Here is a 21,044-nt window from a genome sequence, read left to right as displayed (position 1 = left end):
ACCGTCTACGGAGAATCTTCAAGGTTTCGATGGGCCATGTGGCGCTCGCCACAGAGCCTTGGCAATTGTTGGTCCGTTGTGTGTAACGTCTGCGCCGTGCTTTCGTTCAGGAAAGCGCGCACCGGGCGACACGCCGAATCCTGCCCCGCCCGGTGAACAACAAACCTCAGGGCGGGAGCGGGGGAACCAACCTTCGGGCGTCGATCACAGACGTCCTCGGGGTGAAGTCGCGTAGCGCGACCGGGTAAATCCCAGCCCGAACCCGACAGCTAACTTCGCAGGCGTGGGGAGGGGCATCACTTTGTCCGTTATGGCTTCGCGTGCTCGTAAGACCAGTCGTTCCATCCGCCGCGGCCGTGCGCTGCTTGTCGCACCGCTCCTCGCCGCCACGATCGGCGGCGGAATCGCGATGTCACAGCCCGCCAGCGCCGCGGGTCGGCCGGACGCACACCGCTTCCTGAGCGCGGTTGTGCCCTGCGAGTCCGGCGGTAACCCCCGCGTGGTCAACGAGATCGGCGCGGGCGGCCTGTTCCAGTTCCTGCCGAGCACCTGGCGCGGTGTCGGTGGTCAGGGTCTCCCGCAGAACGCAAGCGTCGCCGAGCAGTGGAAGCGCGCGCACATCCTGTACGCGCAGCAGGGAACCAGCCCGTGGTACGCCTCGAAGAGCTGCTGGGGCCCCAAGCTCTGACCCAGCCCCCAGGCTCTGACGCGGCCCGTCGAATGAATCTGACGCGGCCGTCGAATGGAGCAGACAGGTGACGGACCAGCCTGGCTGAGCGTGACAGATGGTCCGTGGAACGCGATCGGTGGCCCGGGTGTCAGTGTCGACACCCGGGCCACCGGCGTTTCGGTGCCACCGGCCGCGTCGCACGAGCGCGAGGAAGCACGAGCGCGAGGACGAGGAAGCACGAGCGCGAGGAAAAGAGACCTGCCGTACGCTGAACAGTCGTCCGCCCGCGCACCTGCGGCCGAGTTGGCGGCGGCCGGAGAGGTGGGTTGTCGATGGCCGAGCCGACCAGCCGCCGCAGGTTCGCCGTTCTCGCGATCTGCTGCATGAGTCTGCTGATCGTGGGGCTGGACGGCACCATCGTGAACGTGGCCCTGCCCGCACTGCGCCGGGATCTGGGTGCGTCGCCCGCGGGCCTGCAATGGACGATCGACAGCTACACCCTCGTCCTGGCCAGCCTGCTCATGCTCGGTGGTTCCACCGGCGACCGGCTCGGCCGCCGCCGGATCTTCCAGACCGGACTGGCCCTGTTCACCGCAGGCTCGCTGCTGTGCAGCCTCGCGCCCGGGCTCGGCTGGCTGGTGGCCTTCCGAATGGTGCAGGCCGTCGGCGGCTCGATGCTGAACCCGGTTGCGATGTCCATCATCACCAACACGTTCACCGACCCGCGGGAACGGGCCCGAGCCATCGGTCTCTGGGGCGCGGTGATCGGGATCAGCATGGCACTCGGCCCGGTGCTCGGCGGCATCCTCGTCGAGACGGTGAGCTGGCGGGCGATCTTCTGGATCAACATCCCGATCGGGCTCGCCGCGCTGGTGCTCACGCACCGCTTCGTCCCCGAGTCCCGCGCGCCGAGCCCACGCCGCCTGGACCCCGTCGGACAGCTCCTTGTGATCGCCGTCCTCTCGACCCTCACCTACTCGATCATCGAGGCGCCCGCGGCCGGCTGGACGTCCGCCGAAACGCTCGTCCTGTTCGCGGTGGCGGTCGCCGCGGCGGCGCTGCTGGTCGGCTACGAGTCGCGGCGCACCGAGCCGTTGCTGGACGTCCGCTTCTTCCGCAGCGCGCCCTTCTCCGGCGCGACGGCGATCGCGGTGTGCGCGTTCGGCGCCCTCGCCGGCTTCCTCTTTCTCAACACGATCTATCTGCAGGACGTCCGTGGCTACTCGGCGCTGCACGCCGGCCTGCTGACCCTGCCGATGGCGCTGGCCACCCTGGTGATCGCGCCCCTGTCCGGCCGGGCGGTGGGCCGCTTCGGCCCGCGTCCGTCGCTGCTCGCCGCGGGTGTCGCCCTGACCGCCGGCAGCGCGGCGATGACGGGCCTGTCCCCACAGACCTCCGTCACCACCCTGATGGTCGCCTACGTCCTCTTCGGGACCGGCTTCGGCCTGGTGAACGCGCCGATCACCAACACTGCGGTCTCCGGGATGCCGCTCGCGCAGGCCGGGGTCGCGGCGGCGGTCGCCTCGACGAGCCGCCAGGTCGGCCAGTCGCTGGGCGTGGCCGTGATCGGCTCCGCCGCGGCAGCGACCGCGACGGTCGGGGCCGTCGGGGCCGTCGGCGACGGCCCGGGAGTCGGGATCGACCCCACCAGCACGGCCGCCTGGTGGGCGGTGGTCGCGGCCTGCGCCGCCGTCCTCGCCCTGGGGTTCGCGACGACGGGCACCTGGGCCCGGCGCACCGCGGACCAGACCCGGTCCCGCCTCCTGACCACCCCCGCTCCCGGGCAGGCCGCCACCCCGCAGGAAGGAACCCAGCAGGTTGCCACCCCACCGGCCGCGACCCCACAGGCTGGGAACCAGCAGGCCGCCCACCCGGTGACCGCCGAACCGGAGCCCAGCCCCTGACCCACCACCCGCCCGGCCCTGCGCCCGCGCTCTGACGATCAGCCCGTGTTGCGGAGGCCGGCGGCTATTCCGTTGATGGTCAGCAGCAGGCCGCGGCGAAGCTGAGGGTCGGCGGTGTCACCGGCCGCCCTGGTGCGGGCCAGCAGGGAGACCTGCAACGCGTGCAGCGGGGCCAGGTAGGCGTCCCGGACCAGCAGCGTGTGGCGCAGCACCGGCGCGGTCTCGAGCAGGCCGGCCTGCCCGGTGACGGCCAGCACCTCCCGCACCGTCCGCGCGTGCTCGTCCCGGATGACGTCGAACAGCGCGGCCGTGGCCGGGTCGACCAGCGCCGAGACGTAGCGCTGGGCGATCGCGAGGTCCGACTTCGCCAGGGTCATCTGGACGTTGCCGAGGAACGTCCGGAAGAAATGCCACGAGCGGTACATCTCGGCCAGCTCCCCGCCCGCGCCGGCCTCGCGCGCCGCCGCCAGCCCGGAGCCGACCCCGAACCAGCCGGGCAGGATGATCCGGGCCTGCGTCCAGCCGAACACCCAGGGGATGGCCCGCAGGTCCGCCAGCCCTCCGGAGCCGCCGGGCCGCCGCGAGGGGCGGGAGCCGATGTTGAGGTTGCCGAGCTCCTCCACCGGCGTCGCCGCCAGGAAGAACGGAACCAGGGCCGGGTCGGCGACGAGGGAGCGGTAGGCGTCCTTCGCCGCGTCCGCGACCGCCGTCATGGTCCCGTCCCAGCCCGCGAGCGCCTGCTCACTGAGCCGGGCGGTGCGGTGCAGGACGGACGCCTCCACCACCGCCGTCAGGGTGATCTCCAGGTTCTGCCGGGCCAGCTGCGGCAGGGTGTACTTGTCCGAGATCACCTCGCCCTGTTCGGTGACCTTGATCGGCCCGTCCAGGGTGCCGAACGGCTGGGCGAGGATCGCCTCGCCGGAGGGGCCGCCGCCGCGGCCGACCGATCCGCCGCGGCCGTGGAAGAGCCGCAGCACGACCCCGTGGGCGCGGGCGGTGTCCCGCAGCTCACGCTGCGCCTTGTGGATCTCCCACTGGGACGCGGTGATGCCGGCGTCCTTGGACGAGTCCGAGTAGCCGAGCATGACCTCCTGGACGTCACCGCGTGCCGCGACCAGCGCCCGGTAGGACGGGTCGGCGAGCAGCCGGTCGAGCAGCGTCCCCGCGGCGCGCAGCTCGGCGACGGTCTCGAACAGCGGCACGAACCCGATCCGCGCCCACGCGACCGCCGGCACCGCGGGCCCGTGACGTTCCGTGCCGCTTCCCGGGCCGCTGGACGTCCCCGGTGGCCGGCCGAGGCCGACCAGGCCGGCCTCGCGGGCGAGCACGGCGACGGCCAGGATGTCGTCGGCGTCGCGGGTCATCGAGACGATGTAGCTCTCGATGACGCCGTCGCCGTACTGGTCCAGCGCGTGGCGCACCGTGGTGAGCAGTTCGAGGGTGCGCGCCACCCGCTCGGGCAGCCGCGGCGGGACGGCACCGAGCAGCGGCCGGCGCCCCGCCAGCTCGGCCGACAGCAGTGCGAGCCGGGCCGGCCGGTCCAGGTCGCGGTAGGGGACGTCCAGCTCGGCAAGCTGGTCGTAGATCGCGCCGAGGGCGGCGTGGTGGGCGTCGGCGTGCTCGCGGATGTCGAGGGTGGCCAGGGAGAGACCGACGGCGCTCGCCGTCCGGATCGCGCGCCGCAGCGGCCCGTTCGCGACGAGCTCGCCGTGGCTCGCGGCGAGAGAGACCCGCATGAGCTCCAGCTCGTCCACCAGGTCGGTGGGCCGCAGGTAGTCCTTGCCCGGGACGTGCGGTGCGCCGGCGGCCAGCCGGGCGCGGGTGCCGGCCAGCCGCGCCAGGATGTAGCTGCACTTGAGCCGGTACGGCTCCTCGGCGTTGAGCCGGATGAAGCGGTCGTACACCTCGGGCAGCGCGGCGCGGTCCGCGGCCAGCGCGGCGAGCAGGTCGCCGCTGACCTCCCCGACCACCCGGGTGGACGCCGTCAGTTCACGGACCAGCCGGTCGACGAGGGCGGTGAGCGCCCGGATGCCGAACTCGTACTGGAGGTTGAGGACCTCCAGTGTGACCTCCGGCGTGACGTTCGGATTCCCGTCCCGGTCGCCGCCGGCCCAGGAGCCGAAGGCCAGCGGACGGGCGGCCACCGGCAGCTCGACCCCGATCCGGGCGAACGCGGTGTCGAGCTCCTCCAGCAGGTCGGGCAGGACCTCGGTGGCGATCGAGGTGAGGTAGTACGCGGCCGAGCGTGCCTCGTCCGCCGGCTTCGGCCGCTCCACCCGCAGCTCGTCGGTCTGCCAGAGGACGTCCACCAGCTCGGCGAGACGACGGGCCAGCCGCTCGTCGTCGGCGCCGGGGCGGCGCGGGTCGTCGGTGGCGTCGAGCAGGTCGGCGATGCCGCGCAGCGTCTCCAGGACGGAACGACGGCTGGCCTCGGTGGGGTGCGCGGTGAAGACCGGGCGCAGCTGCAGGCGCCGCATGACCTCGGCCGGAAGGCCCGGGTCGACGGCCCCCTCGTCCACCGCTTCGGCGATGCGGTCGGCGAGGTCGCGCAGCCGGCTGCGCGGGCGGTCGGAGATCTCCCGCGCCCGGTGCAACTGCTCGGTGATGTTCGCGAGCTGGAAGTAGGCGGTGAACGCGCGGGCGAGCAGGATCGCCTGCCGCGCGTCGACGCCGTCGAGGACGGCGGCGAGCTCGGTGCCGCCGTCCTCGCCGCGGGCGAGCATGCGGACCCGTTCGACCAGCGCGAGCAGTTCCGGGCCCTCGTGGCGGGTGAGGGCCTCGCCGAGCAGCGCGCCGAGGCGGCGCACGCCGGCGCGGACGGCCGCGTGGCGCGCGTCGGAGGACACGCCGCCGGAGAAGCCGCCCGGGTCCTGGGCCTGCTGGTCCGGACGCCCGTCCGCCGGGTTGCCGGTGCTCGCCGGGTTGTTGCTGCTCTCCGGGCTCTCGGTGCTCGCCGTCCCGGGGATGCCAGGTGTGGTGGTCACGCCGCCGTCTCCGATGGGTTGATGTCGCGGAAGAGCTCTCCGCGACAGCGATCAGGTGAGGACGTGTCTGCGGGGCAGGTGCGGGTGCGGGCTCTGCAGGTGCGGGCTCTGCGGGTGCGGGGCTCGCTGTCCGGATCCGGCGACGGCGGTGTCGCCGCGCCGGCGAGCGGGCTGCTGCCCTGCCGACGCACATGTCCAGTCTGCCGACTGTGTGCGCTTCTGTGGTACCCGGGTTGCCGGAAAGCTCAGGTGAACGGAAAGCTCAGGTTCAGGTGAGGAGCAGGATCACCGGGGTGAGGAACACCACGGCGGCGGTGAGGTAGGCGGTCCCGGGCAGCCAGATCGGGACGGTCGGCGGGTCGAGCAGCCGGGCGATCCGGGCGACGACCGGCGTCCGCACGCTCGCGTTGCGCGCCGGGTCGGTGCGGTCCGTGGCCACCGCGGCGGCGACGGCCGCCAGCCGACCCACGCCGGCGACTCCGAGTACGGCGGGTGACTCCGGCGTGCTCGCCGGCCCGAGGCTCGCCGGCGCGAAGGGTGGGACCGACCCGTTCGCCGGCGCGGAGGGTGAGGTGCCCGTCGTGGGCGGTCGCTGGTTGGGGAGGTCCGGACCCGTCACGCTCAGTGTTCCGGCGGGCACCGCTGCGCGGGTGACGCCGAGCCGGGCGAGCGCCCGGGCGAGGGTCCGGCCGGAGGTGCGCCGGGCGGCGGCGTCGTCCGCGAGCATCTCGACCAGCAGCGAGACGGCGGCCGTCGCCTCACGGGCCGGGCGCAGGAAGGGGAAGGTGCGCTCCCAGGCGACGAACGGTTGGATGACCAGGTCGTGCCGGCCGCTGACGTGTGCTTCTTCGTGCGCGAGGACGGCGTCCAGTTCCTCGGGGGTCAGCGTCCGCAGCAGGCCGGCGGAGACGACGACCCGCGCATGGCGCACTCCGGGGACGCAGTAGGCGACGGCGACGGGATGGTCCAGGATCCGCAGCCGGGTGCCGGCCCTGTCCCGGTGCTCGCACAGGCGGCACCCGGTGCCGTGCTCCCCGTGCTCACCGGGGCTGCCGGGGCTGCCGGGGTCGCCGGGGTCGTGCCCGCGGTGCCGGTGCCGGTGGCCGGCGAGGTCGACGAGGTGTCGGTGCCGGTGGCGCTCGCGCAGAGTCGCCGCCGTCGACATGGCCAGCACGCCGAACAGGCGTGCCGCCAGCGCCGCCGCGATGGCCAGCCCGACGAGGTTCGTCCGCCCGAGCCCGACCAGCGGCTCACCGGCGAGAAGGTTGGAGGCGTGGTCGGCGAGTGCCGACGGGATGCCCTGCGACAGCGGGGCCACAGTGAAGGCCGCGGCGGCCAGCAGGGCCGACACCCCACCCGCGAGGCCTATCGCCTGCCACAGCACGATCGCCGCCCGCGGGCAGCGGTGCGGCCACCGCGCGGCGGCCAGCAGGCGCGGAACCGGCCAGGCCAGCGCGCCCGCGAACAGGGCGAGAAGGGCCGCGGTCGTCATGTCCCGGCAGACGCTACCGCTCGTCCACCGGGAGGTGCACCGGTCGCGGCTCGGCCGTGACTGACGATTCTTCGGACATGCTGGCCACGGTGGCCGCCGCGGTGCTGTCCGTGACGTCGGCGACGTCCGCCAGCCCCCCGACGGTGGTCGTGGCCGGACCGCCCGCCTCGCCGGGAGCGCCCGGCCCACGGCCTGTGCCCTCGGTGCCGACGCCCTCGGCGCTGATGCCCTCGGAGCCGCTGCCTGCGCCGCTGTCACTCACGGCGCCGCCCGGCCCGGACGCGGTGGCGGTCCCGTCGGTCGCCGCGTCGCCGGCCGGCTCGAGCGCGCGGCGCAGGATCTCGGCCTCCTCCGCGGAGACCGAGCCGACGAAGCGGACGAGCGCGGAACCCCGGTCGTCGGCGGTGCCCAGGGCCTCCAGCATCGCCTCGGCGACGACGGTCTCGCGGCTGTCGGTCGCCGCGTAGCGGTGGGCACGGGCGGCCCGCTGGCGCCGGACGAAGCCCTTGCGCTCCAGCCGCTCCAGCACCGTCAGCACGGTGGTGTAGGCGAGGTCGCGCTCGTGGTGCAGGCGGGCCGCCACGTCGCGTGCTGTCAGCCAGTCGTCGGCCGACCACAGGACGTCCATGACAGACCGTTCCAGGTCACCCAGGCGTGCCATGGGACCGATCCTACGCCGCGTAGAAGTTCTTGCCCGGAACTTTGTCGAGCCCGGTCGATCTCACAACGAAAAAATCTTCTACCGAACGTAGAATCTTCTACGTAATGTAGAAGAATGCGACGGGCGTGCTGCCGCCCACGGTGGAGGAGGTCCAGATGGTCCATGCCGCCGAAGTTCTCTCCCACGTCGCGGCTCTCGCCCAGGCCGCGGACCCGCCCCAGGCGAGCTCCGTGTCCACCAACCTGGCCCGGGCACAGACCGCGTTCTCGCTGGCGTTCCACATCTGCTTCGCGGTGTTCGGCGTCGGCATGCCATGGCTCCTGCTGTTCGTCGAGGGGCGCTGGGTCCGCACCCGCGACCCCGTCTGGCTCGCGCTGACCCGCAAGTGGTCCAGGGCCTTCGCGGTCATGTTCGCCGTCGGCGCCGTCTCCGGGACGGCGCTGTCCTTCGAGTTCGGCCTGCTGTGGCCGGCCTTCATGGCCCGGTACGGCGGGGTGCTGGGACTGTCGTTCACGCTGGAGGGCTTCGCGTTCTTCGCCGAGGCGATCTTCATCGGCATGTACCTGTACGGCTGGAAGCGCCTGTCGGCCCGGGCGCACTGGCTCACGCTGTGGCCGATCGCCATCGCCGGCACGTTCTCGACTCTCTTCATCATCACGGCGAACGCCTGGATGAACACCCCCGGACACGTCACAGAGGTCGACGGCAAGGTCGTATCGGCAGAGCCGTTCGCCCCGTTCCTGGCCGCCACCGCGCCGCATCAGCTCATCCACATGCTGCTGGCCGCGCTGATGTGCACCGGCGGCATCGTCGCCGGCGTGTACGCCGTCGGCATGCTGCGCGGCCGGCGCGACGCGTATCACCAGCGGGGACTGCGCGTCGGTCTGGCCGTCCTGCTCGTCTGTGCCCCCCTGCAGCTGATCGTCGGTGACTGGGCCGCCCGGGTGGTCGGCAACGAGCAGCCGATCAAGCTCGCCGCGATGGAGGGGCTCGGGCACACCCGCACGCACGCCCCGCTGACCATCGGCGGGATCTACGACGAGCAGACCGGCGAGGTCCGGCACGGCATCGAGGTCCCCGACCTGCTGTCGCTCATGCAGGGGCTCAGCGCCGATCACGAGATCACCGGCCTGACCGCCGTCCCGCCCGAGGAGCGGCCGAACGCCGTGCTGGTGCACTCGGCCTTCAACGTGATGGTCGGCCTCGGGATGGCCCTGATCGCGTTGTCGCTGGTCACCGGGGTCGTCGTCCTGCGCCGGCGGCGGCGCGGCGAGCGCCCGCTGCTGCCCACCGGAAGACCGTGGCTCTGGGCGGCCGCGGCCTCGGGACCGGCGTCCATGCTGGCGATGCTCGCCGGCTGGGAGGTCACCGAGGGCGGCCGCCAGCCCTGGATCGTCTACGGCCGGATGCGGGTGGACGAGGCCGTGACCAGCAGTTCGGGCATGCCGGCGATCTTCACCGGCACGATCCTGCTCTACCTCGGCCTCGCGACGGCGCTCATCCTCATCCTGCGCCGGATGGCGACGGGTGGCCCTGAGCTGGCCGCCACCGTGGGGGAGACCTCCACGACTCCGGACATCCCGGACGCGCGTCCCGCTCCCGCCTCTCCCGACACTCCCGCGAGGGTCCGCGGTGACGGCGACGGTGGCGACGGGCCCGGGACGTCCGCGCCCACCACGCCGCGAACCGATCCGTCCAGCAGCGAAGGGGACGCCCGATGACCGCCGCCGACCTGCTCGCCGTCGTGATGGTGATCGGGCTGACCGCCTACGCCCTCACCGGGGGCGCCGACTTCGGCGGCGGGGTCTGGGACCTGCTCGCCCGCGGCCGGGACGCGGCCGACCAGCGCCGGCTCGTCTCCGCCGCGCTCGGCCCGGTCTGGGAGGCCAACCACGTCTGGCTGATCTTCGTGATCGTCATGATGTTCAGCGGCTTCCCGGCCGCGTTCGGCATCGTCGGGTCGACGCTGGAGATACCGCTCATCTGCGCGCTGGCCGGGATCGTCCTGCGCGGGGCCGCGTACGTGTACCGTGCCTACGGCGCCGGCGCGGCCGGGCCGGACCACTGGTGGGGCCACGTGTTCGCGATCTCGTCCGCGATCACCCCGGTCGCGCTCGGGGTGTGCGGCGCCGCGCTGGCCACCGGTGATGTCACCGAGGGCGACGCGCTCGCCCCGGTGACCAGCGCCTTCGGGATCGTCTGCGGCGTCTTCACCCTCGCCGTGACGGCCTTCCTGGCCGCGGTGTACCTGTGCCGGGACGCGGCGTCGAGCCCGGAGACCGAGCACCTGGTGCCCGGGTTCCGCCGCCGCGCGCTCGGCGGGGCCGTCGTCTCGGGGCTGCTCGCCGCGGCGCTGCTGCCGCTGCTGTGGTCGGAGGCACCTGTCGTGGCGGAGCGGTTCGCCGAGCGGTCCGTGCCCTTTGTCGTGATCTCGGCCCTCGGTGGGATCGCGTCGCTGGTCGCGCTGTGGCAGCACCGCTTCACCGCGGCCCGCATCACGGCGGGGGCAGCGGTGGCCGGCGTGCTCTGGGGGTGGGCGGCCGCCCAGTACCCGGATCTGGTCGTCGGCCGCGCGACGGTCGACTCCGCCGCCGCGCCCGAGGCCAACATCGTGGCGATGCTGATCGCGGTCGCCTGCGGGCTGGTGGTCCTCATCCCATCGCTGTGGATGCTGTTCCGCCTGTTCGCGAACCCCGAAGTCAAGTCCTGACCGGCGCGGCCGGCCGGCGCGTGGAGGTGTGCGCCGGCCGGCCGGCACCAGGCGTCCCGCCGCCCGCGACTACCGTCGACGGGTGACGAGGGCCAGCATCGGCAGCGGCCGGGCCAGCGATTCCGACGGGCCAGCGGGCCCCACCACCGGCACCGCCGGCGGCGAGCCGCTGGGTCGGCGGTCGCTGCGCACCGAGGTCCTGCTCGTCCTCGGGGTGTCCTTCGGTGCCTCCGGCCTGTTCGCGCTCATCCGCTACCTCGGGGTGCTGACCGCGCAGCAGCCGGTCCGTTCGCAGGTCGCGCGGCTCAACTCGTCCGCAGCGCCGGGGCGCCCCTGGCTCGATCTCGCGCTGCAGGCCGCCTCGCTCGCGACCGCGCTGGTACCGGTGTTTCTCGTCGTCCACCTGCTGGGCCGCCACGGCGGCGGGCCCGCGGTGATCGGCCTGGACCGGCGCCGTCCCCGCTCGGACGCCCTCCGTGGCGCGGCGCTGGCGGCGGCGGTCGGGGGCACCGGTCTCGCCTTCTACCTGGTCGCCTGGCACAGCGGCGCCAATCTGACTGTCGCGCCGTCCAACCTGCCGGACGTCTGGTGGCGGATCCCGGTCCTCGTCGCCTCGGCGGCCCAGAACGGTCTGGCCGAGGAGGTGGTGGTCGCCGGGTACCTGCTGGTGCGTCTGCGTGAGCTCGGGTGGGGCGACAACCGCGCGCTCGCCGCCAGCGCGTTGCTGCGCGGCTCCTACCACCTCTACCAGGGGCTGGGGGGATTCGCCGGCAATGTCGCGATGGGGCTGCTGTTCGGCCGGATCTTCCAGCGGACCGGCCGGGTGCTACCGCTCGTCGTAGCACACACACTCATCGACACGGTCGCGTTCGTGGGGTATGTGACGCTGGCCGGAAGGGTGTCGTGGATACCCGTTCCGCGCTAACGTTCCGCGCTAAGGTTAACAAAAGGCAAACAACGATCGTCCTTTTGGGTGCGAGCTGGGCACGCACCGTAACGGCCCCCGGTACCCCGGGCCGCTCGGTCGACGCCCGAACGGCGGACCAACGCCATGCCACGCCACGGGCCGGGCGGTCGGGTAGCGCCGACCGGTCGCGAGGGCCAGCGGCCGCGGGTGGCGGTGCGGCTCCGCCGGGGTCGCGGGCGCTTGCGGGCACTGAGGGCGCGGAAAGGAGCGGGCGTGGGCTCTTCGCGGGAGATCGAGCGGAAGTACTCCGTCGACCAGAGCTTTGTACTTCCCCGGCTGACGCAGGTGGACGGGGTCGCGACCGCCCGCACCCGCCGCACCGTCACCCTGGAGGCCGTCTACTACGACTCCGACGACCTGCGGCTGGCCCGCAACCGCATCACCCTGCGCCGCCGGACGGGCGGGGACGACGCCGGCTGGCACCTGAAGCTCCCCGTGGCCCCAGGGGTGCGTGACGAGATCCACCGCCCGCTCGGCTCCCACGATCCGGTTCCCGCCGATCTTGTCGACCTCGCCACCGTGCACCTGCGCGGGGCGGAGCTGCGCCCGGTCGCCCGCCTGGTGACGCTGCGCACCGCCCGCCGCCTGCGCGACAAGGCGGGCTGCGACCTGGCGGAGGTCGTCGACGACCAGGTGACGGCCCAGACGCTCGGCGCGACCACGGTCGTGCAGAAGTGGCGGGAGATCGAGGTCGAGCTGGGCTCCGGTGACCCGGGCGTGCTCGACGCCGTCGAGGCCGTGCTGACCGCCGCCGGCGCCGAGCTGTCGGCCTCGGCGTCGAAGCTGGCCCAGGTGCTCGGCCCGGCGCTGAGCGGCGCGCCCGGCCCGGACGTGCCGCGCGCCGCGGCGAAGCTGCGCCGGCGGACCCCGGCCGGCGAGGTCGTCCGCGCCTACCTGATCGCGCAGGTCGAGGCGCTGCTCGCCACCGACCCGCGGGTGCGCCTGGACGCGCCCGACGCGGTGCACCGGATGCGGGTGGCCTGCCGGCGGACCCGCAGCACCCTGCGGACCTTCGCACCCTTCTTCCCCGCGGAGCTGGTCGCGCACCTCGACGTCGAGCTGCGCGACCTGGCCGGGGCGCTGTCCGCCGCGCGCGACGCCGAGGTACAGATCGACTACTTCACGGGCCGGCTCGAGGACCTGCCCGCCGACCTGCTGCGCGGGGACGTCGTGGGCGCGATCTCGGCCCGGCTCGCGGCCGACCAGACGGCCGCCCGGGCCCAGGCGCTGGAGATGCTGCGCAGCGAGCGTTATCTGACCCTCGTGGAGGATCTGCTCGCGCTCGTCAACGGCCCGTTCGTCGGGCGTTCGGGCAAGCCCGCGGAGAAGGTGCTGCCCGGTCTCCTGCACGACGCCGACCGGCGGCTGAGCCGCAAGGTCGGCCGTGCCGCCCCCCTGCCGGTGGGTGCCGAACGCGACGAGCTCCTGCACTCCGCGCGCAAGCAGGCGAAGCGGCTGCGGTACGCGGCCGAGGTGGTCGGTCCGGTGTACGGCCCGCCCGCGGCCGCGTTCGCCCGGCTCGCCGAGTCGATGCAGGAGCTGCTCGGCACCCACCAGGACGCGACGATCGCCCGCGGCCTGCTGCGAGACTGGGGGGTCGAGGCGCAGACAGCCGGCGAGCCGACCGCCTACACCCTGGGCGTACTGCTCGGGTTGGAGGAGTGCCGCGCCCGCACCGCCGAACGGGACTTCTTCGACCTGTGGCCGGACGCGTCGGCGCGCCGGCACCGGCGCTGGTTCGTCCGCCGCTGACCCGTCCGATGCCGGCCCGGCCCCGTCCGTGCCGGCCGGGCGCGTGTGATGTTGGTCGCACATGTTGCGCAGAGTGGCGGTATGGTGCCGTCCGAGTGGGCGGCGGGGGCCCGGATCGGGCAGCATCGGGGCGGTACGGCACTGGTCGGTCCCGGTAGCCCCGGCTCCGCGCCAGCACAGCCCTGCGCCAGCACAGCCGGCGCCAGCAGGGCCCCGTGCCAAGCAGATCCCCGCACCGTGAGGAGACGCCGATGACCGCGCCAGCGACCCTGCGCACCACCCGACTGGGCCTGACCGACATGTCGATCACTCGGGTCGGGTTCGGCGCCTGGGCCATCGGCGGGGCGGACTGGGCGTTCGGCTGGGGGCGCCAGGACGACGACGAGGCGGTCGAGGCCATCCGGGCCGCGGTGCGGTCCGGGGTGAACTGGGTCGACACCGCCGCGGTCTACGGCCTCGGGCACTCCGAGGAGCTCGTCGGCCGGGCGCTGGCCGACATCCCCGCCGAGCAACGTCCCTACGTGTTCACCAAGTGCGGCCTGGTCTGGGACGAGAGCGACCCGACGCGGCCCCCCCTGCGGGTCGGGGCGCCCGCCTCGATCCGCGCCGAGGTGGACGCGTCGCTGCGCCGGCTCGGGGTGGAGCGCATCGACCTCTACCAGCTCCACTGGCCGCCGCAGGACGGGACCCCGATCGCCGAGGTCGTCGGCGCCCTGCACGAGCTCCGCGCCGCGGGCAAGATCCGCGCGGTCGGGGCGTCGAACTTCTCGGTCGCCCAGTTGGAGGCGGCGGCGACGGCGGGCGGTGTCGACGTCCTGCAGCCGCCGTTCTCTCTGGTCAACCGGCTGGCGGCCGCCGACCTGCTGCCGTACTGCGCCATGCGTGACATCGGTGTGATCGTCTACAGCCCGATGCAGTCCGGGCTGCTGACGGGCGGGTGGTCGGTGCAGCGCACCCGCGCGYTCGCCGAGGACGACTGGCGGCGGACGGCGGCGGAGTTCAACCCGCCGGCCCTCGAGCGCAACCTGGCCCTGGTCGATGTGCTGCGTCCGATAGCGGCCCGGCACGGCACGACGGTGGCCGCGGTGGCCGTCGCCTGGACGCTGGCCTTCGACGGGGTGACCGCCGCGATCGTCGGGGCCCGGCGCCCGGACCAGATCGACGCCTGGCTGCCCGCGGGCGGAGCGGTGGTCCTGACCGACCTCGACCTGGACGAGATCGGCGTCGCGGTCGAACGTCTCGATGTGGGTGCGGGGCCGTCTCGGCAGGGCCCCGCGCTGCCTGGCAGCGCCCTCGTGTGAGGACTCACAGCGTTCCTCYGGTCATCTGGAGAGGGTGTTCGGGGTGCGCGGTGGCTTCGGTGGAGTGGTCCGTGGCGCACCGGCGTGACGAAGTCGATGTTCGTAATGTCGAGCCGTGAAGTGGACTTCTTCTGCCGGAGGTCTCCCGTCAGAGGCTGCGTGCGTGTAGCGTCAGGCGTGGCCAGAGTTCGCCAGTTCGTGCCTCAACCGAGACACGGCGGAACAACGCGGCGGCGAATCGTATCGCTGTCACGTTCGGCCCGGGGCCCGCGCGGTGCGGGTCCTGACTGCACCAGCAGGGAGAACGGCACGTGGCTCAGGGCACGGTGAAGTGGTTCAACTCGGAGAAGGGCTTCGGCTTCATCTCCGTGGACGGCGGCGGGTCTGACGTCTTCGTCCACTACAGCGCAATCCAGATGGACGGCTACAAGGCACTCGAGGAGGGCCAGCGGGTCGAGTTCCAGGTGACCCAGGGCCAGAAGGGCCCGCAGGCCGACGCCGTCCGCGTCGTCTGAGCCACGAGTAGCAGTAGAACCAGGTTTGGTCAGCCCGCCTGTCGGACGTCTCCGACGGGCGGGCTGACCGTTTTTCGGCGGGATCCACGGGTCTTGCGGATCTGTTCCGATCTGTTCGGGGGCGTCTTGTCTGCGCCCTCGTCTGGACCCGGACAGACCACGGAACGAACATGCTTCGCTTCTGAACCGGTTCGCTTCTGAACTGGTCGCATGCAGCGGCTGAACCGTGCGGGGTCCTAACGAATGACCGACGCCGATCGTTCCAATGTCCGAGGACAGCTTTGCCGATGTTTCGGGAAGCGTCTGTTGGATTACTCGTATCCGTAAAAGCTTCCGCGTGGAATGCGTGAGGGCGCAAATATCGCGCCCCGGCGAGAGTCGCGCGATGCTCAGTGTTGCGAGAGGTTCACGCCCCGCGTCGATACCCGCGTCCACGCAGGTCTCGAATCGATCTCCCCCGGCGTCAGTCGGCCGCGAGCAGCTCCGCGATCTGCAGCGTGTTGAGCGCGGCGCCCTTGCGCAGGTTGTCCCCGCACACGAACAACGCGACCTCGTGCGGATCGTCGGGCGACTGACGGATCCGCCCGACCCAGGTCGGGTCGGTGCCCACCACATCCGCCGGCGTCGGGAACTCGCCCGCGGCGGGATCGTCGAGCACGGCCACGCCCGGCGCTGACGCCAGGACGTCCCGCGCCTGCTCGGCCGTGACCGGCCGCACGAACCGGGCGTGCACCGCCACCGCGTGCGTCGTGACCACGGGCACGCGCACACAGGTCGCCGAGACGCRCAGCCCGGGCATGCCGAGGATCTTCCGTGACTCGTTGCGGATCTTGAGTTCCTCCGACGACCAGCCGCCGTCCCTGAGCGAGCCGGCCCAGGGCACCACGTTCAGCGCCAGCGGCGCGGGGAACGGGCCGAGGCCCTCCTCACCGACGGCCTTGCGCACGTCGCCGGCGTTCTGCCCCAGCTCGCTGGTGCCCCCGACCAGGGCGAGCTGCGCGTAGAGGGTGTCGATGCCGAACTGGCCGGCCCCGCTCGCGGCCTGGTAGGACGTCGCGAAGAGCGACTCGAGGCCGAAGGCCCGGTGCAGCGCGCCGACTGCGACGATCATCGACAGGGTGGTGCAGTTCGGGTTCGCGATGATGCCGCGCGGGCGGTCCGCCACCGCCGCGGCGTTCACCTCGGGCACGACCAGGGGAACATCCGGATCCATCCGGAAGGCGCCGGAGTTGTCCACCGCGATCGCGCCCCGGGCGGCGGCGACCGGCGCCCACTCGGCCGAGATCTCGTCCGGCACGTCGAAGACCGCGATGTCGACGCCGTCGAACACCTCCGGCGACAGGGCCCGCACGGTGACGTCCTCGTCGCGGACCCGCAGCGTGCGCCCGGCCGAGCGGGCGGAGGCCACCAGTCTGATCTCACCCCAGACGTCGGGGCGCTCGGTCAGCAGCGCGAGCATCACCGTGCCCACCGCGCCGGTCGCGCCGACCACGGCCAGCGTCGGCCGCCGGGACGTCCCACCCATGCCCTGACTCCGCTCGCTCATCGACCGGTTCCCGCGTACACCACGGCGGACTCGTCCGGGTTGCCCAGCTCGAAGGCGGCGTGCACGGCGCGTACGGCCACCGGGAGGTCGGTGTCCCGCACGACCACCGAGATCCTGATCTCGGACGTCGAGATGATCTCGACGTTGACGCCGGAGTCGGCGAGGGCGCCGAAGAACCGGGCGGACACCCCGGGGTGGGACTTCATCCCGGCGCCGATCAGGGACAGCTTGCCGATGTGGTCGTCGTAGAGGGTCCGCTCGAAGCCGATCTGGTCGCGGACCTTCTCCAGCGCGCCGAGCGCCGTCCGGCCGTCCGTCATCGGCAGGGTGAACGAGATGTCCGTCCGCCCGGAGCCGGCGACCGAGCCGACCTGGACGATCATGTCGAGGTTGACGTCCGCGTCAGCGACCGCGCGGAACACCRCCGCCGCCACCCCGGGCTTGTCCGGGCAGCCCTTGACTGTCACCTTCGCCTCGGTCGAGTCGTGCGCGACGCCGCGGATGATGGCCTGTTCCACGAGCTGTGCCTCCGGAGTCTCGGTGACCCATGTGCCCGGCTTCGACGAGAACGAGGAGCGGACATGCACGGGGACGGAGTAACGGCGGGCGTACTCGACGCACCGCAGCATGAGCACCTTCGCCCCGCAGGCCGCCATCTCCATCATCTCCTCGTAGGAGATCTTCTCGATGCGGCGTGCGTCGGGGACGATGCGCGGATCGGCGGTGAAGACGCCGTCCACGTCGGTGTAGATCTCGCAGGCGTCGGCGCCCAGCGCGGCGGCGAGCGCCACGGCGGTCGTGTCGGAACCGCCGCGCCCCAGCGTGGTGATGTCCTTCGTGTCCTGACTGACACCCTGGAAGCCGGCGACGATCGCGATCGCGCCCTCGTCCAGCGCGGTGCGGATGCGGCCCGGGGTGACGTCGATGATCCGGGCCCGGCCGTGCACCGAGTCGGTGATCACGCCGGCCTGCGAGCCGGTGAAGGAACGCGCCTCCGCGCCCAGCTTGGTGATCGCCATCGCGAGCAGCGCCATGGAGATCCGCTCGCCGGCGGTGAGCAGCATGTCCAACTCCCGCGCGGGCGGCAGCGGGCTCACCTGCTCGGCCAGATCGAGCAGATCGTCGGTGGTGTCGCCCATCGCGCTCACCACGACAACCACGTCGTTCCCGGCCCGGCGGGTCTGGACGATCCGGTCGGCCACCCGCTTGATGCGATCCGCGTCCGCGACCGAGGACCCGCCGAACTTCGCGACCAGGAGCGCCATGGCTGCCAGATTACCGAGACCAGGGGCACCTCCGCCGAGATCCGCGGATGTGTGGTCGGCCGCCGTCCGTCGGGATCCGCGGATCCCGGCCGGCGGCTGCTCGTGCCGGAAACCCTGCCCGCCCCCGCTTCGTTGGCCTTGCGAGGGACGGCGGATCGCCTGTGTGACCGGAGAGCGATCACGCGTGGCGGTCATCCGGTGGCACGTGTGTCATCCGACCGACGGCTTACCCGGAGAGTTCGGCCTTGTGTGCAAGGGTGACCCGGGAAGCGACCGTGTTGGTCCGATGGTCCTCGACGTGGAGGATCGTCGGCGTTAAAGGGATCCTTCAGGAAGGACATTCGTCATGGCGATCAGCCTTGCCAAGGGCGGCAACGTCAGCCTCACGAAGCAGGCCGCCGAGGCAGGAACCGGAGCGCTGACCGCGCTCACCGTCGGGCTCGGGTGGGATGCCCGCACGACGACCGGCACCGACTTCGATCTCGACGCCTCCGCCATCGGCGTGAAGAGCGACGGCAAGGCACTGTCCGACGGGCACTTCGTCTTCTTCAACAACATGAAGTCCCCGGAGGGCGCCATCACGCTCTCCRGCGACAACGTGACCGGCGCCGGCGAGGGCGACGACGAGTCCGTCAACATCAACCTGGGCCTGGTCCCGGCGGAGATCGACAAGATCGTCGTGCCGGTCTCCATCTACGACGCGGCGAACCGGGCCCAGAACTTCGGCCAGGTCCGCAACGCCTACATCCGCGTGGTGGACCAGACCGGCACCGAGCTCGTCCGTTACGACCTCTCCGAGGACTACTCGACCGAGACGGTCGTCATCTTCGGCGAGGTGTACCGCAACGGAGCCGACTGGAAGTTCCGCGCGGTCGGCCAGGGGCACAACGACCTCAGCGGCCTCGCCCGCGACCACGGCGTCAACGTCTGACCGCCCGCGAGCCGAGTGCCTGCGGGTCAGTTCCCGCGGGCTGACCGGCCGCTGACGGGGGGTGCGTCGCGTGTTGGCCTGGCAGGTCACCCGCCCCGCGCCGGTGGCCACGGCGCCACTGCGCGCGGTCGAGCTGCCCATCCCCGAGCCCGGTCCCGGTCAGGTCCGTCTGAAGGTCGCCGCCTGCGGCGTCTGCCGGACGGACCTGCACCTGGCCGAGGGCGACCTCCCCCCGCACCGGCCGCTCACCGTGCCCGGTCACGAGATCGTCGGGTACGTCGACGCGCTCGGTCCCGGGGGCCATGGGGTTTCCGGGCCGGCCGGTGCGGCCGGCTCCCGGCCACCGGACCCGGCCCCGGCGGCCCCGATCCGGCTGGGTGACCGGCTCGGCATCGCCTGGCTCGCCGGAACGGACCAGACGTGCGCCTACTGCCGGCGCGGCGCCGAGAACCTCTGCCCCGCGTCGCTCTACACAGGCTGGGACGTCGACGGCGGGTACGCCCAGTACGCCGTCGTCGACGCGGACTACGCCTACCGCCTGCCCGCCGGCTACAGCGACGGTGAGCTGGCCCCGTTGCTGTGCGCCGGGATCGTCGGCTACCGGGCGCTGCTGCGCGCCGAGCTTCCGCCCGGCGGCCGGCTGGGCGTCTACGGGTTCGGCGCGTCCGCGCACCTCGCCGCGCAGGTGGCGATCGCCCAGGGTGCGACGGTGCACGTCATGACCAGGTCCGCCCGGGCCCGCCGCCTCGCCCTCGAGCTCGGCGCGGCGTCCGCGACCGGCGCCTACGACTCCCCACCCGAGCCACTCGACGGGGCGGTCCTGTTCGCGCCGGTCGGCGATCTGGTCCCGGTCGCGCTCGCCGCGCTGGACAGGGGCGGCACCCTCTCGATCGCCGGGATCCACCTCACCGACGTCCCGGTCCTGAACTACCAGCGGCACCTGTTCCAGGAGCGCTCGGTGCGCAGCACGACCGCGAACACCCGCGCCGACGGCCGCGAGTTCCTGGAGATCGCCGGGCGCCACCGGCTCGCGGTGACAACCACCCCGTACCCGCTGACGGCCGTCGACCAGGCGCTCGAGGACCTCGCACGCGACCGGGTGGACGGCGCCGCCGTGCTGTTCCCGGACGGCGTCTGACGGCCGGCTTACGGGACGAGGCGGTAGAACCGGAAGAAGTCGTGCTCGATGGGCAGCGTCTCCGTCGAGGTGAAACCCGCGAGTTCGGCGTAGCCGGCGAGCGTCGCCGGGCGCATCACGGTTCCCGTGCCCACCGAGGGCTGCCGTGACATCCCGTCCGGCAGGCAGCCGACCAGCGAGTACCCGTAGAGCAGCCGCTCGATCTCGCCCGCGGGGGCGTGGAACGACTCCGCGCACCGCTCGTCCATGACGATCATGCTGCCGCCGGCGGTCAGCAGGCGGCGTGCCGCGTCGAGCACGGCAACCGGGTCCGCCATGTCGTGGACGCACTCGAAGGCGAACACCAGGTCGTAGCCGCCCACCGCCTCGCCGTCCGCGGCCTGCGCGGCGTCGGCGTCGGTGAAGGTGACCCGGTCGGTCACCTCGAGGGCGGCGGCGTTGCGCTCGGCGAGCCGCACGGACTCGGTGTCCGGGTCGAAGCCGTCGACGGTCACTCCGGGGTACGCGCGGGCCAGCGCGACCGATGACCATCCCGCCCCACAGCCGATGTCGGCGACGCGCGCGCCGGCGACCAGCGTGGCGTGCACCTCGGGAGCGGCCGGCAGCAGCTCCTGGCACAGCAGGGAGAGGAACATCGGGCGGTTCGCGGCGGCCTGGGCCTCGCGCGCGTCGGCGCCGAACCGTTCCCAGCTCACCCCTCCGCCGGTCCGGAACGCCTCGGCGATCTCGCCGAGCTGCCGGCCCGCTCCGGCCACGAACCGGGCGAGCGGAGCCAGGTAGTTCAGGCTGTCGACGTCGGCGAGGACCTCCGCGTGCCCCGCGGGCAGCAGGTAACGGCGGGAGAGCGCCTCGCCCGCGCCACGGTCCGCGTTCTCGTCCTGGTCGACGTCCGCCGCGACGGTGAGGTAACCGCAGACCGCCTGGTGCTCGAGCCACTCACGGGCGTACCGCTCCGTGCTGCCGGTCGCGTCCGCCAGTTCGGAGGAGGTGAGGGGCCCGCGCTCGGCGAGGGCGGCGTAGTACCCGAGCCGGTCGCCGAGATAGATCGCCTGAACCTCCTGGGCGCCCAGCACCGCGTCGAAGACCCGTTGGGTGAACGCCTCGACCGCGGCGGACGTGCCGTCGGGCGTGCCCGTGGCCGAGTCGGTGATGGTTGTCATGATTTATCCGCTCCCTCGTGACGCCGGGTGATGACTTCAGCATCCGGG

The 21,044-nt window shown here is 72.8% G+C and carries 16 protein-coding genes and 1 riboswitch; of the genes, 10 read left to right on the top strand and 6 right to left on the bottom strand.

What is annotated here, in order from left to right; translation table 11 throughout:
- Positions 1-121: 121 nt before the first annotated feature.
- A riboswitch (cyclic di-AMP (ydaO/yuaA leader) is annotated at positions 122-299 on the top strand.
- 11 nt (positions 300-310) lie between these two features.
- Positions 311-688, top strand: a complete 378-nt coding sequence (locus BBK14_RS03155) for a transglycosylase family protein (protein ID WP_071059713.1) — start codon at positions 311-313, stop codon at positions 686-688.
- 314 nt (positions 689-1,002) lie between these two features.
- Positions 1,003-2,574, top strand: a complete 1,572-nt coding sequence (locus BBK14_RS03150; RefSeq protein WP_071059712.1) for an MFS transporter — start codon at positions 1,003-1,005, stop codon at positions 2,572-2,574.
- A gap of 38 nt (positions 2,575-2,612) precedes the next feature.
- Here BBK14_RS03150 and ppc read toward each other — a convergent pair whose 3' ends face one another.
- The 3 genes from ppc to BBK14_RS03135 form a co-directional block, all read right to left on the bottom strand.
- Positions 2,613-5,558 carry a phosphoenolpyruvate carboxylase gene (gene ppc / locus BBK14_RS03145; protein WP_083390682.1) on the bottom strand — a complete coding sequence of 982 codons (2,946 nt, stop codon included), beginning with the start codon at positions 5,556-5,558 and terminating at the stop codon, positions 2,613-2,615.
- 268 nt (positions 5,559-5,826) lie between these two features.
- Complete coding sequence (locus BBK14_RS03140; protein ID WP_071059711.1) at positions 5,827-7,050, bottom strand: M56 family metallopeptidase; 1,224 nt, start codon at positions 7,048-7,050, stop codon at positions 5,827-5,829.
- Positions 7,051-7,063: 13 nt separating this feature from the next.
- A complete protein-coding gene (locus BBK14_RS03135; RefSeq protein WP_071059710.1) occupies positions 7,064-7,711 on the bottom strand; it encodes a BlaI/MecI/CopY family transcriptional regulator in 648 nt (215 codons plus the stop codon).
- A gap of 155 nt (positions 7,712-7,866) precedes the next feature.
- Between BBK14_RS03135 and BBK14_RS03130 the strand changes: the two genes are divergently transcribed.
- From BBK14_RS03130 to BBK14_RS03105, 6 genes are all read left to right on the top strand, one after another.
- Positions 7,867-9,432: a cytochrome ubiquinol oxidase subunit I gene (locus BBK14_RS03130; RefSeq protein WP_071059810.1), complete on the top strand. Its 1,566-nt coding sequence runs from the start codon at positions 7,867-7,869 to the stop codon at positions 9,430-9,432.
- Positions 9,429-10,421 carry a cytochrome d ubiquinol oxidase subunit II gene (locus BBK14_RS03125; RefSeq protein ID WP_071059709.1) on the top strand — a complete coding sequence of 331 codons (993 nt, stop codon included), beginning with the start codon at positions 9,429-9,431 and terminating at the stop codon, positions 10,419-10,421. The genes BBK14_RS03130 and BBK14_RS03125 overlap by 4 nt, the downstream gene beginning before the upstream one ends.
- A gap of 82 nt (positions 10,422-10,503) precedes the next feature.
- Positions 10,504-11,346 (top strand): CPBP family intramembrane glutamic endopeptidase, encoded by an 843-nt coding sequence (locus tag BBK14_RS03120; protein WP_071059809.1) that lies wholly within the window; start codon positions 10,504-10,506, stop codon positions 11,344-11,346.
- A 255-nt stretch (positions 11,347-11,601) separates the two neighbouring features.
- Positions 11,602-13,140: a CYTH and CHAD domain-containing protein gene (locus BBK14_RS03115; protein ID WP_071059708.1), complete on the top strand. Its 1,539-nt coding sequence runs from the start codon at positions 11,602-11,604 to the stop codon at positions 13,138-13,140.
- A 251-nt stretch (positions 13,141-13,391) separates the two neighbouring features.
- On the top strand, positions 13,392-14,441 hold the full coding sequence (locus BBK14_RS03110) for an aldo/keto reductase (protein WP_071059707.1): 1,050 nt from the start codon (positions 13,392-13,394) through the stop codon (positions 14,439-14,441).
- Positions 14,442-14,752: 311 nt separating this feature from the next.
- Positions 14,753-14,956: a cold-shock protein gene (locus BBK14_RS03105; protein WP_009740954.1), complete on the top strand. Its 204-nt coding sequence runs from the start codon at positions 14,753-14,755 to the stop codon at positions 14,954-14,956.
- A gap of 463 nt (positions 14,957-15,419) precedes the next feature.
- On the opposite strand, the gene BBK14_RS03100 is transcribed toward BBK14_RS03105, so the two are convergent.
- Both BBK14_RS03100 and BBK14_RS03095 read right to left on the bottom strand, forming a co-directional pair.
- Entirely contained in the window at positions 15,420-16,481 is a 1,062-nt protein-coding gene (locus BBK14_RS03100) for an aspartate-semialdehyde dehydrogenase (RefSeq protein ID WP_071059706.1), read from the bottom strand.
- A gap of 17 nt (positions 16,482-16,498) precedes the next feature.
- Positions 16,499-17,767 carry an aspartate kinase gene (locus tag BBK14_RS03095; protein WP_071059705.1) on the bottom strand — a complete coding sequence of 423 codons (1,269 nt, stop codon included), beginning with the start codon at positions 17,765-17,767 and terminating at the stop codon, positions 16,499-16,501.
- Between the two features lie 346 nt (positions 17,768-18,113).
- Between BBK14_RS03095 and BBK14_RS03090 the strand changes: the two genes are divergently transcribed.
- Positions 18,114-18,698 (top strand): TerD family protein, encoded by a 585-nt coding sequence (locus tag BBK14_RS03090; protein WP_071059704.1) that lies wholly within the window; start codon positions 18,114-18,116, stop codon positions 18,696-18,698.
- Positions 18,699-18,768: 70 nt separating this feature from the next.
- Positions 18,769-19,836, top strand: a complete 1,068-nt coding sequence (locus BBK14_RS03085) for a zinc-binding alcohol dehydrogenase family protein (protein WP_071059703.1) — start codon at positions 18,769-18,771, stop codon at positions 19,834-19,836.
- A gap of 8 nt (positions 19,837-19,844) precedes the next feature.
- On the opposite strand, the gene BBK14_RS03080 is transcribed toward BBK14_RS03085, so the two are convergent.
- Positions 19,845-20,996, bottom strand: a complete 1,152-nt coding sequence (locus BBK14_RS03080) for a class I SAM-dependent methyltransferase (RefSeq protein WP_071059702.1) — start codon at positions 20,994-20,996, stop codon at positions 19,845-19,847.
- Positions 20,997-21,044: the final 48 nt, after the last annotated feature.

The organism is Parafrankia soli, assembly GCF_001854695.1.
Lineage (GTDB): Bacteria > Actinomycetota > Actinomycetes > Frankiales > Frankiaceae > Parafrankia > Parafrankia soli.
This window is presented reverse-complemented; position numbering and strand designations above follow the sequence as displayed.

Coding starts and splice junctions, on each gene's coding strand:
- BBK14_RS03155 (WP_071059713.1), top strand. CDS start 311: ATGGCTTCGCGTGCTCGTAAGACCAGTCGTTCCATCCGCCGCGGCCGT.
- BBK14_RS03150 (WP_071059712.1), top strand. CDS start 1,003: ATGGCCGAGCCGACCAGCCGCCGCAGGTTCGCCGTTCTCGCGATCTGC.
- BBK14_RS03140 (WP_071059711.1), bottom strand. CDS start 7,050: ATGACGACCGCGGCCCTTCTCGCCCTGTTCGCGGGCGCGCTGGCCTGG.
- BBK14_RS03135 (WP_071059710.1), bottom strand. CDS start 7,711: ATGGCACGCCTGGGTGACCTGGAACGGTCTGTCATGGACGTCCTGTGG.
- BBK14_RS03130 (WP_071059810.1), top strand. CDS start 7,867: ATGGTCCATGCCGCCGAAGTTCTCTCCCACGTCGCGGCTCTCGCCCAG.
- BBK14_RS03125 (WP_071059709.1), top strand. CDS start 9,429: ATGACCGCCGCCGACCTGCTCGCCGTCGTGATGGTGATCGGGCTGACC.
- BBK14_RS03080 (WP_071059702.1), bottom strand. CDS start 20,996: ATGACAACCATCACCGACTCGGCCACGGGCACGCCCGACGGCACGTCC.